This is a genomic window from Pseudazoarcus sp. NS36 (assembly GCF_059703705.1).
In genome coordinates, this window is the sequence record NZ_BAAKJA010000007.1 from 161,889 (window position 1) to 175,676 (window position 13,788).

The window sequence follows — 13,788 nt, forward strand, 5'->3', positions numbered from 1 at the left end:
GATCAGAACGGCTTGAGTACCGTCAGAAATACGATTGCGAACAGCACCAGCACCGGCACTTCGTTGAACCAGCGATACCACACGTGGCTGCGCGTGTTGCGCCCCGCCGCGAAGTCGCGCAGCAACTTGCCGCAATACAGGTGATAGAGCACCAGCACGAGGACCAGCATCATCTTGGCGTGCAGCCATCCTCCCGAGAACCCGTAGCCGTACCACAGCCAAAGCCCCAGGCCCATTGCCAGCGCGCCCAGCGGCGTCATGAAACGGTAGAGCTTGTACTCCATGAGGGCCAGTCTCTCGCGCGTTGCGGCGTCCTCGACCATGGCGTGGTTCACGAACAGCCGCGGCAGATAGAAGAGCCCGGCAAACCACGAAACGACGAACACGAGGTGCAGCGATTTGACGATCAACACGCAGCGCTTCCTTGTTGGGCGATGGCCGCGGCAAAACCGTCCTCGACCGTGGGATAGACCAGCCGCATGCGCAACTCGCGCAGCGCGCGCGAACCATCGATACGACGCGACTCCGACATGAAGGACAAGGCCATCGGCGAGAGCTTCTGCGCAAGTTCGGCCCGACTCAGCCGTGGCGGCGCAGCGACGCCGAACATGCTTGCCGCCAACTCGAAGTATTCGCCCATCTTCATGTCTGATTGATCGACCGCATTGTAGACGCGACCTGAGCGTCCGCGGAACAGCGCCAGACAGGCCATGCGCGCCAGATCCTCGGCATGGACGTGATTGGTGAAAACATCCTCGTCCGGCGCCAGCACCGGATCACCACGGCGCAGGCGGTCGAGCGGCAAACGATCCCCTGCATAGATGCCCGGCGCACGCAGGATCGACACCGAAAGCGCGTTGTCAACCGCGAAATTGCGCAATCGGCGCTCGGCATCGACACGACGGCGCGCGCGTGCCGTCGTCGGCCGACACACCCGGGTCTCGTCGATGTGCGCATCTGCACAATCACCGTAAACCCCTGTCGTACTTATGTATATCAGGCGCTGTGGTAGACTCCGCCCGCCCGCCAAGGCCGCCAGCAAACGCTGCATGCGCGCGTCGCCCGGCCCTTCGGCCGGCGGCGGTGCAAAATGCAGTACCGCGTCGGCAATACCCGCCAGCCGCGCAAGACTGGCCCGGTCGTCCAGATCGGCCAGCAGCGGCACCGCACCCAGCCGGCGCAGGCGCTCGCGGCCTTCCGGGCGGCGCGTCAGCGCGAATACGCGAAAACGCCGCGCGAGCCACGGGATCGCACGACCGGCCACGTCGCCGGCACCGACGATCAGGATTCTTTTCATCGCAGGATTATCCCACGTCCGATGCCCTTCACGATTTCACTCCAGCCCGGCGGGCAGCAGTTCTCCATCACATCCGATCAGACCATTCTCGAGGCCGCCCTGGCAGCCGGCTTCGTGGTCCCCTATGGCTGCCGCGACGGCGCTTGCGGTGCCTGCAAGGCACGCGTGGAGCGGGGCGAGATCGAACAAGGGGCGGTTTCGGCCACCGCCCTGAGCGCTTCCGAGCGCGCCGACGGCATGGCCCTGCTGTGCAAGGCCCATGCCCTGAGCGATCTCGACGTCACCGTGCGCAGCCTGACACGCGCCGGAGACCTCCCCATCAAGAAGCTGCCTTGCCGGGTGCAGAGCATAGACTTCGCCGCGCCCGACGTGGCGGTACTGAAGGTCAAGCTGCCCGCTTCGGAGCCCTTCCGCTTTCGCGCCGGGCAGTACATCGACTTCGTACTCGACGGAGGTCGTCGTCGCAGCTTCTCGATTGCCAATGCACCGGCGGTGGGTGATCAGCTCGAACTGCACATCCGTCGCATCGAAGGGGGCAGCTTCACCGGCCACGTCTTCGAACAGATGAAGCCGCGCGACATCCTGCGCTTCGAAGGCCCACTGGGCAGTTTCGGGCTCGGCTCAGGCAGCGGTACCGCCGTCCTGATCGCCGGCGGGACGGGCTTTGCCCCGATCAAGAGCATGGTCGAGGATCTCATTGCCTCCGGCCGGCAGCGCCCGCTCACGCTGTACTGGGGTTCGCGCACCCGCGATGGTCTGTACATGGACGATCTCGCCCGTAGCTGGGAGCAAAGCCTGCCAGGCTTCCGCTACGTTCCGGTGCTCTCCGAAGCTTTGCCTGCAGATGGCTGGACAGGGCGCACCGGCCTCGTACATCATGCTGTCATGGCCGACTTGCCCGACCTCTCCAGCTTTGAAGCCTATGCCTGCGGCTCTCCCGCGATGATCGACGCCGCGCGCGATGATCTGGTGAGTCGATGCGCCCTGCCGTCGGACGCGTTCTTCGCCGACGCATTCACTTTCGCCAGCGCCTGAGCCATGCCCCAAACGACCATTTTCACTCGCGAACCCGTGGTCAACCGCAAGCGGGCAATCACCGCCAACCGACTGATCGCACACGGGCCCGACGTTGCGTCGGTGGTCGAAACGCTCAACGCCCTGCAGGACGTATGGCCGAGTCACTATCCGGTGTTCGTCTCGCTGGCCCGGCTGGTGCCCACGCCCGACCTGATGGACTGGCAGGCCCCGCCCAACGCCATGGTCGAAATCCCTGCCCAGGCCATCAATCACCCGCGCACGCTGGAGCTGCTCGAACAATTGCGCTCGGCCAATGTGCAGACCTGCCTTGCCTGGCATGCCCCGGACACGTCCGTCCCCCCCAACACCGACTGGCGCTTCGCGATCTCCGACGCCCGCAAACACCCGGCTCCGGGCAACCCACCGGGCGTGCCGCTGGCCTGGGGCCTGAACGATCTCGCCGCATTCCAGAGTGCAATCCAGCAGGGCTACGAAGGTGCCTCGGGCTGGTTCTTCCTGCGCGGCCATCCGGCTCCCAAGGCGCTGGCACCGGCCCACGGCCAGATCGTCCAGCTGCTCAACCTGGTCCGCAACAACGCCGACATCGGCAAGATCGAGCAGCTGCTCAAGCAGGATGTGGCGATCTCCTACAAGCTGCTGCGCTACATCAACTCGGCCGGCTTCGGCCTGATGGTCGAGATCCAGTCCTTCCGCCACGCGGTCAGCATTCTTGGCTACGACGCACTCAACAAGTGGCTGTCGCTATTGCTGGTCACGGCCAGCCGCGATCCCTCCGCGCCGGCGCTGATGCAGACGGCCATCGTGCGTGGCCGCTTCATGGAAATCCTCGGCGCGTCCTGGCTCGACAACAGCCATCACGACAACCTCTTCATCACCGGCGCCTTCTCGCTGCTGCCGCTGCTGACGGGGTCGAGCATCGAAGAGATCGTCGAGGCCATGACCTTGCCGGAAGGCATCGTCGACGCACTTGTGCACGACATGGGCGAATATGCCCCGCTGCTGCGTCTGGCCTATCTCACCGAAGGCTTCGACGGCGCCGCGCTGGCCAAACAGGTCGAAGAGCTGCAACTGCGCCCGGAACAGGTCAACGCCGCGCTGCTGTCCGCGCTCAGCTTCGCCGACAATCTCACGGCCTGAACCACTCCGCAGGCAAACTTTCCGGCAAGCCCGCTCAGCCCTTGGGTACAATCGGGCATTCGCAACCGCCCGGCTGACACCCATGGGATCGAGCATGCTCCATCCGCAGGTTCTCCTGCACGATGCAGCCTCCCCCGCACAACGCGATGCGCTGCTCGGACTGCTCGGCGCGACCCCACCCGACCTTGGCGCGGTCGCGCAGTGTTTTCTCGACGACCCCGTATTGCTGCACGCCCTGCTGCGCGCCATGCCGCTCAACGGCGCCGGCCTGGACGACCGCCTGCCCGACATCGTCGAAACACGCGTAACCGCACTCGGCCCGGATCTGCTCACGGCGTGGTTGCTGACACGCACCCACCACGCGCGGGCATCCCGCACCGACATCGCGCTGCGCAGCCAGTCCCAGCATGCAGCCAGCATCGCCCGGGCCATCACGCACACCGCCGGCTACCGCTTCGCCGACGACGCAGCACTGGTCGCGCTGTGGTCGCGGCTCGCACAGCTGCTGCGCATCGGACCGCTGCCCGGTGGTGGCCATCAAGCACCCTCCCGACAACTGAATGCCCGCCTCGCTGACGAGTGCGGTTGCACCCCGCTGATCTGCGACGCGCTGATGCTCGCCGACAGCGCCGAGGAGCAGATTACCCAGGCGCACCCGCTGGCCGCCATGGCCTGGTGCGCCAACCGTCTGGCCGCCAACCCCGACCACTGGCTCGACGCCTGCTCACGCGTCAGCGGACTGTCCCGCGATGAGCTCATGGGCATCGTCGCCGCGCAGGACGCTGCAAGCCTCCCGGTCGTGGACGACGTGACCGAGACCGAGCCGCCATTGCCCGTCGCGCCCGCCCCGACATCGCCCAGCCTCGTTGAGGCAGCCCTGGCCGGCTTCGCGCACAAGGCGTTTGCCGGACTCGAGGCCGGCGCGCTGTGCATGCGCTATGAAGCGGCTGCGCGCCTGCTGTGCGACCAACACCCGTTCATCGTCGTGGCCGCGCAGGAGGGCCGTCTGAATGTGCTGTCGCTGACGCGTGAAACGAGCGTGGCACAGTGGCACGGCGAATCCGCGCAACCGCTCGACGACGAAGCCAGCGTGCTGGCCCTGGCCGTGCGCAGTCAGACACCCACCTCATGGCATCGCGACGACGACGGTCCCGGCCGTTCGGTGCGCGACTGGCAGCTTTCCCGCTGGATCGGGCGCAGCGGTTTCGTGTGCATCCCGTTCAGTACCGGTACGACGCCCGGCGCCATCGTGGTTGCACCGGAGCGCTCTCCGCTGCCGGCCACCGACCTTGCACGCATGCTGGTGTCGCTGACCTCGGCTGCCGCCGCAGTCGCCATCGAGCGCCATACGCGCGATGCACTGGAACAGCGGCTGCGGGCGCAGATCGAACAACGCCATCGCGAACATGCACGTCGCATCGCCCACGAAGCGCGCAATCCGCTGTCGGTGATCCGCAGCTACCTGCACCTGATTCCACAACGCCATGGCGATGTGGCCGGGCTGAGTGATGACCTGCGCATCGTGCACGACGAGATCGAACGCCTCGGCAGCCTCATCGACAACGCCACACTGCCGCCAGACGAGCCCGCCGAGCCCCCGTTCTGCGACATCGTGACGCTGTTGCGCGACATGCAGGCCATGCTCGAGGAATCCCTGTTCGGCAGCCGCGGCATCCACCTCGAACTGCGCACCCTTTCCGCGCTGCCTGCAGTTGCGATGCCGGCCTCGGCCCTGCGGCAGGTCATGCTCAACCTGCTGCACAATGCCGCCGACATCCTGCATCCGGGCGGGCGCTGCACCGTCGCGCTGGCCGGCGAACTGATCGCCGACGGCAGGCGCTGCATCGAGATCCGGGTCATCGACAACGGCCCGGGGCTGCCGCCCGAACGGCTCGGCGACCTCTTCTCACCGCAACCCAGCCGCAAGGGTGGTCAACATCAGGGGCTGGGGCTGTCGATCACGCGTGACATCCTGGAACGCTGGCATGCACGCATCCTGTGCCGCAGCCAGAATGGCGTTGGCACAAGCTTTCAGTTGCTTGTGCCAATCGTTTCCGAATAGATTAGGGCGTCATTCCGCGACGCAGCACGGGGCATATGGTCATACCTGGTGACGCTTTCTTCCAGAATCAGTTCTCCGAGTCCCATAGCGGCGCCGAGACCACTACCCGCATTCTGATTGTCGATGACGACGCTTCGCTGCGTCGCACCCTGCCGCAGATCCTCGCCAACCCGGGCCGCAACTTTGATCTGGCCTGCGATGTAGGCGAAGCGCTGGTCCGCCTCGGCACCCAGCAGTATGACCTTGTCGTACTCGACTACCGCCTGCCCGACGGCACCGGACTGATGGTGCTCGACTGGCTGTCCGAGCATCAACGCGAAGAAGCCGTTGTCATGATCAGCGGTGAAGACGCCATTGACGCCGTCATCGGCGCACTGCGTCGCGGCGCCGATGATTTCGTGCGCAAGCCCTATCATGTGGCGCAATTGCAACGCGCCGTTCAGAACGCATTGCACAAGACCGTGCTCGAGCGCGCCAACCGCGCAATGAGCGAACGCCTGCGCGCGTCCGAGCGCCTGCATCGTTTTCTGGTCGAACAGTCACCTGATCTGATCTTCACCCTCGACGCCCAGGGGCGCTTCAGCTTCGTCAACCCACGCATCGAAGAGTTGCTTGGTTTTCAGCGCAACCACCTGCTCGACACGCCGTTTGCAGAACTGGTGGTCGATGAAGACGCCAGTCGCGTTGCCAAGATGCTCGAAGCCCAGCAGTTGCGACCGGAAGCCAGCTTCACCCTCGAACTTCGCCTGCGGCGTGCCCACCCGATGGGTGAGCCGTATGTCAGCGTGGTGCTGCAAGGCATCCCGATGCTCGGCCGCGGCGACGGCTCCGACAGCGGCTACGCCGGACTCTACGGCATCGCGCGTGACGTTTCGGACCAGAAGCGTGCGGAAGAGATCATCAGCTTCCAGACCTATCACGATCAGCTCACCCGTCTGCCCAACCGCAGCCTGTTCCGCGAACGTCTCGAACTGGCGCTGACCCACGCGCGCCGCCACGGTCGGGCCCTCGCCGTACTGTTCGTCGACATCGACCGCTTCAAGCTGGTCAACGACACCTACGGCCACAGCGAAGGCGATGCCTTGATCCGCGGCGTGGCCGCGCGCCTTTCCGGCGCCCTGAGACGCAGCGACACCCTCGCGCGGGTCGGCGGGGACGAGTTCACCATCCTGCTCTCGGATGTGCGCGGCGCCGAAGACACCGACGCCATCGCCCACAAGATTCTGGCCGCCATGGAGGCGCCACTCGCGTTGAGTCATGGCGACTTCCGCGCAACGGTCAGCGTCGGCATTGCGATGTACCCGACCGACGGCGAAACCTGCGAGACGCTGCTGCAGCACGCGGACATCGCGATGGCCCAGGTCAAGCGCTCGGGCAAGAATGGTTTCCGCTTCTTCGCACCCGAACTCAACACCAGCCACCAGGGACGGCTGGCGCTGGAGAACGACCTGCGCGTGGCGCTTGATCGCGGCCAGTTCGAGCTGCATTTCCAGCCGCAAGTCAGCCTGTCGCGGCGTAGGGTCGTCGGCGTTGAAGCACTGCTGCGCTGGAACCATCCCGAGAACGGCTTGATCAGCCCGTCGACTTTCGTGCCGCTGGCCGAGGAACTGGGCATGATCGGCGACATCAGCCACTGGGTGCTGGAGCAAAGCTGCGCACAATTGGCGCACTGGCGCAGCCGCGGGCATGAAGACATCAAGATGTCGCTCAACCTCGCGGCCAAGGATTTCGAGCGCGGCGATATCGTCACCAGCGTCACCGAATGCATCGCCCGCCACACGCTCCCGCCCGGGCAGGTCACGCTGGAAATCACCGAGCACATGATGATGCAGGACACACCCGGCGTCACCGACAAGGTGCGCCGACTGCGCGAAGCCGGGGTGGGCATTGCCATCGACGACTTCGGCACCGGCTACTCCGCCCTGGCCTATCTGCAGAAGCTGCCGATCAGCGCGCTCAAGATCGACCGCAGTTTCGTCAAGGACATGGGCGGCCTGATGACCAACCCGATCATCTCGGCCATCATCGGCATCGCGCGCGGATTCGATCTGGAGCTGATCGCCGAGGGGGTGGAGCACCCGCAGCAGGCCGCCATGCTGCGCGCACTCGGTTGCGATGTGATGCAGGGCTACTACTTTGCGCGGCCAGTTCGCGCCGACGACGCCGAGGCCCTGTTCTCGATGCCACCACGCGCCGTATCAAACTAGAGCCTCGCAACGCAGAAAACAAAAACACCCCACGCTTGCCGCTCCGTGGCGGCGCCCCCCAGGGTCGTTTCTTGTCTTGGGGCGCCAGCAACAAAAAAGCCGGCATCGCCGGCTTTTCTTATCAGCTTCGCGGGGAAGCTTACTTGATGCTCATGACCCAGGCGGCCAGCTTCTTGGCCTCATCCTCGCTCACGGCATTGGGCGGCATCGGGACCGGGCCCCACACGCCGGAACTGCCATTCTTGATCTTGCCTGCGAGCATCGCAACGGCGTCGCCCTTGCCGGCGTACTTGGCAGCGACATCCTTGTATGCAGGGCCGACAAGCTTCTTGTCGGTCGCATGACAGGCCATACAGTTCTTGGACTTCGCCAGCGCTGCATCGGCAAAGGCGGGGGCTGCGCAGAGGAGACTGGCTGCTGCGACGATGGACAGAATTGCCTTCATGTTTCCCTCTTCCCTCTAGTGATATAAAAGCGGACCTTTTCAAGGTGGTCCGATACTACCCGACTCCCGCGCGCTTTGCCTACTCGTGGAAACCCGGCATTGTCAGCATTCGTGACAGTTCCGCAGCCTCCGACACCGGCGGCAGACAGGTGCGTCCACGGCACACCCAGGCAGCGGCCGCGCCCGTCGGCGCCCGTTTGGCCAGCACCGGCGGCACCCCCGCCGAGTCCCCCGGCACCACAACCCCCATCACGCACGGGCGATAGTGTTCGTTCAGACTGGCGCGCAAAGGGGCGAGTGCCACGGCCTCGCCGCTCATCACCACCACCGCCGGTGGCTGCAACACATCCTGCAAGGCCAGCAACAGGCTCGCGCAGCCCTGCGGATTGCGCTCCAGCAGCGACCATGCCGCCCGCACCGTACGTTCGGCCGAGTCGAGATAGCGCACCTCACCGGTCAGCTGTGCCAGGCGCGCCAGCATGCGGGCAGCCACACCGTTGCCCGACGCAGTCGCATTGTCGTGCAGCGGCCGGGGTCGCAGGATGAGTGGCTCGTGGTCATGCCGGGTGAAATGGAAGCCGCCGTGCTGCCGGTCCTCGAAGTCATCCAGCAGGGCCTCGGCCAGATCCTCGGCAAAGGTCAGCACCTCGGCATCGAAGCCGCACTGGAGCAATTCGAGTGCCGCATCGATGAGCCAGGCGTGATCATCCAGATACGCATTGAGACGCCCCGGACCTCCGTCGCTGGTGGCCAACAACCGACCACCGCGCCACAAGCGGCTGCGTACGAAAGCGAATGCGCTGCGCGCGGACGCCAGCCAGTCGTCCCGTCCGAACACCCTGCCCGCGTGCGCCATGCCGGCAATCATCATGCCGTTCCAGCCGGCCAGATGCTTGCTGTCGCAGCCCGGCCGCACACGTTGTTCGCGCTCTGCAAACAAGGCCTGACGTCCTTGCTCCAGCCGGCATACGAGTTCGTCTTCACCAAGCCCGGTTTTTCTGGCGGTGCGCTCCAGTGGCTCGGCCACATACAGATGCCAGGCGCCATCAAAGCCGGCACGCTCGCCCAGTCCATAGTGGCGTTCAAAGGCCTTCCAGGCTTCGGGTGGCACAACGCGCTGGGCGTGTTTGCGGTCCCACGCGTAGAAGCGCCCCTCGTGCCCCTCGGAGTCGGCGTCGAGCGCGGAGTAATAGCCCCCGTCGGGCGACTGCATGTCGCGCATCACCCACTCCGCCGTGCGCTCGATCGCAGCGCGAAAAACGGCCGTACCGCTGTACACATGGGCGTCGGCATACAGCCGCAACAGCGCAGCGTTGTCGCACAACATTTTCTCGAAATGCGGGATGCGCCATTGCGCATCGGTGCTGTAGCGGAAAAAGCCTCCGCCCAGATGGTCGAACAGCCCGCCTTCGGCCATGCGTGTAAGCGTGGTCAGCGCCATCTCGCCGGCGGCTTCGTCACCCTCGGTCGCGGCACGCTGCAACAGGAATTCCAGATCGCTCGCGCGTGGAAACTTGGGGGCTTCGCCAAAACCGCCGTGACGCCGGTCGAAGGCCGCTTTCAGGCCGTCCCGCAGCACCTTGAACGGACGTTCATTGAGATCGGAGTGATGCGCTGCATCTGCCGGCGCAGACAGGCGAAGCAGTTCCGAACGCAGCCTCACGCCACCTGCCTCGAGTTCAGCCCGCTCGCTCGCAAAGGCCTGCGCGACATCGCGCATCAGGTCGACGAAACCCGGCAGCCGGTAGCGCGAGACCTTCGGAAAATAAGTCCCGCCAAAGAACGGCAGCCCGTCGGGCGTCAGGAACATGGTCAGCGGCCAGCCGCCGGGGCGACCTTTGAGTAGCTGGTGCGCTGCCTGGTAGATGTGGTCCAGGTCCGGCCGTTCCTCGCGGTCGACCTTGATGTTGACGAAGTCGCGGTTCATTGCCGCGGCCACTTCGGCATCCTCGAAACACTCGTGCGCCATGACGTGACACCAATGGCAGGCGGAATACCCGATCGACAGCAGAATCGGCTTGTCCTGCGCGCGCGCCAGCGCCAGGGCGTCTTCACACCACGGCCACCAATCGACCGGATTTTCGGCGTGCTGCAACAGATACGGGGAGGTTTCAGTGGAAAGTCGATTGGGCATGGGGCGTATCGGAGGTGAAGGCCGGGAGTGGAGCTAAGCGCCTCCACTCTTCGCCCTTCACTGTCTCACTTCAAACAGGTTGCTGGCAGGGGCTTCGCCGGGCGTGGCGCGGAAGGGGTTGATGTCCAGCCCGCCACGTCGCGTGTAGCGCGCCCACACCGCCAGCCGTTGCGGCCGGCAGGCGGCGAGCACATCGCAGAACACACGTTCGACGCATTGTTCGTGGAATTCGTTGTGGGTGCGGAAGGACACGATGTAACGCAGCAGCGATTCGCGGTCGATACGCGGGCCGGCGTAACGCACGACGATCATGGCCCAGTCGGGCTGGCCCGTGACGAGACAGTTGGATTTGAGCAGATGCGAGTACAGCGTCTCCTCGACCTCGACGCCCACCTCGGCACGCAGCACACCGGGCTGCGGCGCATAGGCGTCGATGGCCAGGTCCAGTTCGTCGATCAGCGTTCCCTGCGGCACCCCGAACACGCGCTGCGGCGCATCCGACAGCGATTGCAGCTCCACCGTCACAGCGGCTCCGGCTGCCATCGACAGATCGCGCACCAGGACCTCGCGCACGGCCTCGATCGAATCGAAATTCGTCTGGTTGAATGAATTGAGGTAGAGCTTGAGCGACTTCGACTCGATCAGCTGCGGCGAACTTGCCGGCACCGTGAAGCGGCCAAGCGCCACCACCGGCTTGCCACGCGGGTTGAGCCACGACACTTCGTATGCGTTCCACACATCCTCGCCGACAAAGGGCAGCGCATCGGGGCGCAACCCGATCTCATCCCGCTTGGGCTGGCGCGGGATCGGAAACAGCAGTTCGGGCGCGTAGCAATCGCGGTAGGCCACGGGGCGTCCGAGCGGGGAATCCTCGGCACCAGGGGAGACAATCGGGTTCATGGGCCGATTGTACGTCAGGCGCAACAACCGGCGCCCGGACCCACCGCCGGATGCGTCCTTTCGGTAAAGCTGCTCAGGGATATGGTGTAAGTTGCATCCGATACAGGCAAAAAGACGGCCTCCCGGCCCTGCCGGATTGCATCTACCGGACAGATTGCAAGGATGAGCACACGCACATGCCCGATACGCTGTCACAGAAGCACGACAACCCGCTGGCCAGCCCGGTCCGCAGCCCGCGCGCTGATCAGGCCGTCGCAACCGGAACGGCCCGGCATGGAACAGCGGTGTCGCTGAAAATGCTGTCCTGGCTCGGGGCTGCGCTGGGCGCGCTGGTCGTATTCGCCGGCGGCGCCCTGATCTGCCTGTCGATTGCCGGAAGCGAGCTCGAACGCCAGATGCAGGCGCGCGACCGCGATGCCGCAACCCTGCTCGGACTGCTCGCCTCCCGCAGTGAGCCCACCCGCGAAACCCTTTCACCGCTGGTCGAGACCCTGTCCGACAGTGGCGACTACGCCCTGGTGCGCATCGAGCGCCCCAACGGCGAGATCATCGTCCAGCGCACCGCAGAGGAAAGCGTACTCGTTCCGTACTGGTTTGCCGCGCTGCACCCGCTCGAGGTCTCGCCGGCCAGCCTCGAGATCGCCGCCGATGGCCGACCGATCGCCGTCGTCACCGTCGTTGGGTCCCGCGCCGAGGCGCACGCCGCACTGTGGCGTACGTTGCAGGGGCTGATGCTCTGGCTGGCGCTGGCCGCAGCCCTGATCGGCCTGGCCATGAGCGCACTGATCCACCGTCTGCTCGCTCCGCTTTCGGCGCTGGAGGCCCAGACCCGAGGCTTTGCCGAACGCCGCTTCAACCGCGTTGCCGAACCCACGGCAAGCGAGCTCAAGCCCCTGGCAGACGCCACCAATGCGCTGGCTGCGCGGCTTGAAGCCGACAGCGAAGAGCAGTCCGTACGCCTCGGGCAGCTCGACCATCTCGCCGGACATGACGAACTCACCGGCCTGCCCAACCGCAACCGCTTTCTGGCGCTGCTCGAGACCACTCTTGATCTGGCTACCGCCAACCCGGAGCTGCGCGGATCGATGGCGGTGCTGCGCGTCGCCAACCTGCACGGGCTCAATCGCAGCTTCGGGCGCAGCGCTACCGACAAGCTGCTGGTCGACGTCGCAGCGCGGCTGCGCGCGATTGCCTCGGCGCGGCCGGGCCGCAGCGTCGCGCGGCTCAACGGCTGCGACTTCGCGCTGATCGCACCGGACGTCGAGCGCCCCTCGGTGCTGGCTCACGAGCTGTCGAGCGCGCTCACCCCGCTCGAAAGCATGCACGGCGAAGGCTTGATGAAACGCCTGCCCATCGGCGTCGTCGGCTACGCCGGCGGCGAACCACGCGAACGGCTGCTGTCGCGGCTCGACAGCGCGCTGGCATCCGCCGAATACGCGCGGCGCGGCGCGGCGCATATCGGAGACCCCGAAACCGTGATGCCGGCACGCACCGATCTTGCGGGCTGGCGTGAGGCGCTGGAATCGGCGCTCGATCATGGCCGGGTGCGCATCGACGCCTTCCCGGTGCTCGACCAACGCGGCGCGCTGATGCACTACGAGGCTCCGTCGCGCATCCTGATCGACGACCTGTGGTATTCGGCCGAGGCCTTTCTGGCCTGGGCCGAGCGGCTTGGCCTGACGGCGCGCATCGACCTCAACGCGTTGCATCTGGCGCTCGAGCGCATCACCGCCGAAGGCCGGCCGGTCGGCATCAACGTTTCGGCCAGTTCGCTGCGCGATCCCGGCTTTCTGGATGCCGTCCGCAATGCGCTGGAGGCACAGCCGGAAGCCGCCAAATTGCTGTGGATCGAACTGCCGGAACAAGGTGTCGTGGCCGACCTGGCGGCGTTTCGTGCGATGTGCCGGCTGGCTCGACCCTTTGGCTGCCGGCTCGGCATCGAACACGCCGGGCGCGAATTCGGGCAACTGGGCGGGCTGCACGATGTCGGCCTGGACTACGTCAAGATCGACGCCGGGCTGGTGCGCAACATCGCCACCAATCAGGACAAGCAGGGTTTTCTGGCTCGCATCTGCGAGCTTGCGCGCGCCATCGGCCTGCAGGTGATTGCCGAAGGCGTGGATCACCAGGACGATCTGGAAGTCATTCGTACATTGGATTTTGACGGCATGACCGGTTCGGCCGTGCGCCTGCAAGGAGCCCATACCGATGGATAGCCAGCGCCGACACTTCTCGCGCATCGCCTTCGAATGCGCGGCCCGTTTCACCTGCGACGGCCAGACTCAGCCGTGTCAGCTGCTCGACCTGTCGCTCAAGGGCGCGCTGTTGAAACTGCCCGACCACCCTGACTGCAGCGGACAGGCCTGCGAGCTGCAACTGGATCTGGGCGAGGATGCGGTGGTGCGCATGCGCGGGCATGTCGCCCACATCGAAGGCTCACACATCGGTGTCGCCTGCGAGGACATCGACCTCGACAGCATCACCCACCTGCGTCGCCTGCTCGAACTCAACCTAGGCGATCCGGCGCTGCTGGAACGCGAACTGGCGGCGATGATCGTCGCCTGATCG

11 protein-coding genes are annotated in these 13,788 nt (G+C 65.6%); 6 read left to right on the top strand and 5 right to left on the bottom strand.

Going from position 1 to position 13,788, the window contains the following annotated elements:
* Positions 1-2 precede the first annotated feature (2 nt).
* Entirely contained in the window at positions 3-413 is a 411-nt protein-coding gene (locus AC6H0R_RS12620) for a CopD family protein (RefSeq protein WP_497581707.1), read from the bottom strand.
* Positions 407-1,297 carry an NAD-dependent epimerase/dehydratase family protein gene (locus AC6H0R_RS12625; RefSeq protein ID WP_497581708.1) on the bottom strand — a complete coding sequence of 297 codons (891 nt, stop codon included), beginning with the start codon at positions 1,295-1,297 and terminating at the stop codon, positions 407-409. Before AC6H0R_RS12625 ends, AC6H0R_RS12620 begins: the two co-directional genes overlap by 7 nt.
* A gap of 21 nt (positions 1,298-1,318) precedes the next feature.
* Between AC6H0R_RS12625 and AC6H0R_RS12630 the strand changes: the two genes are divergently transcribed.
* The 4 genes from AC6H0R_RS12630 (at position 1,319) to AC6H0R_RS12645 (ending at position 7,741) form a co-directional block, all read left to right on the top strand.
* A complete protein-coding gene (locus tag AC6H0R_RS12630; protein ID WP_497581709.1) occupies positions 1,319-2,332 on the top strand; it encodes a CDP-6-deoxy-delta-3,4-glucoseen reductase in 1,014 nt (337 codons plus the stop codon).
* Positions 2,333-2,335: 3 nt separating this feature from the next.
* Positions 2,336-3,472 (top strand): EAL and HDOD domain-containing protein, encoded by a 1,137-nt coding sequence (locus tag AC6H0R_RS12635; RefSeq protein ID WP_497581710.1) that lies wholly within the window; start codon positions 2,336-2,338, stop codon positions 3,470-3,472.
* A gap of 94 nt (positions 3,473-3,566) precedes the next feature.
* The gene (locus AC6H0R_RS12640; RefSeq protein WP_497581711.1) at positions 3,567-5,534 is read left to right on the top strand and encodes a sensor histidine kinase; all 1,968 of its coding nucleotides are present in this window, start codon (positions 3,567-3,569) and stop codon (positions 5,532-5,534) included.
* A 35-nt stretch (positions 5,535-5,569) separates the two neighbouring features.
* Positions 5,570-7,741 carry an EAL domain-containing response regulator gene (locus AC6H0R_RS12645; protein ID WP_497581712.1) on the top strand — a complete coding sequence of 724 codons (2,172 nt, stop codon included), beginning with the start codon at positions 5,570-5,572 and terminating at the stop codon, positions 7,739-7,741.
* Between the two features lie 139 nt (positions 7,742-7,880).
* Here the strand turns inward: AC6H0R_RS12645 and AC6H0R_RS12650 are convergent, their stop codons facing one another.
* From AC6H0R_RS12650 to queF, 3 genes are all read right to left on the bottom strand, one after another.
* Positions 7,881-8,186 carry a c-type cytochrome gene (locus AC6H0R_RS12650; protein WP_497581713.1) on the bottom strand — a complete coding sequence of 102 codons (306 nt, stop codon included), beginning with the start codon at positions 8,184-8,186 and terminating at the stop codon, positions 7,881-7,883.
* A gap of 79 nt (positions 8,187-8,265) precedes the next feature.
* On the bottom strand, positions 8,266-10,320 hold the full coding sequence (locus AC6H0R_RS12655) for a thioredoxin domain-containing protein (RefSeq protein WP_497581714.1): 2,055 nt from the start codon (positions 10,318-10,320) through the stop codon (positions 8,266-8,268).
* A 57-nt stretch (positions 10,321-10,377) separates the two neighbouring features.
* Positions 10,378-11,220 carry an NADPH-dependent 7-cyano-7-deazaguanine reductase QueF gene (gene queF, locus AC6H0R_RS12660; RefSeq protein ID WP_497581715.1) on the bottom strand — a complete coding sequence of 281 codons (843 nt, stop codon included), beginning with the start codon at positions 11,218-11,220 and terminating at the stop codon, positions 10,378-10,380.
* A gap of 176 nt (positions 11,221-11,396) precedes the next feature.
* Here queF and AC6H0R_RS12665 point away from each other — a divergent pair, with 176 nt between their 5' ends.
* A complete protein-coding gene (locus tag AC6H0R_RS12665; protein WP_497581716.1) occupies positions 11,397-13,436 on the top strand; it encodes an EAL domain-containing protein in 2,040 nt (679 codons plus the stop codon).
* Complete coding sequence (locus AC6H0R_RS12670) at positions 13,429-13,785, top strand: PilZ domain-containing protein (RefSeq protein ID WP_497581717.1); 357 nt, start codon at positions 13,429-13,431, stop codon at positions 13,783-13,785. The genes AC6H0R_RS12665 and AC6H0R_RS12670 overlap by 8 nt, the downstream gene beginning before the upstream one ends.
* Positions 13,786-13,788 lie beyond the last annotated feature (3 nt).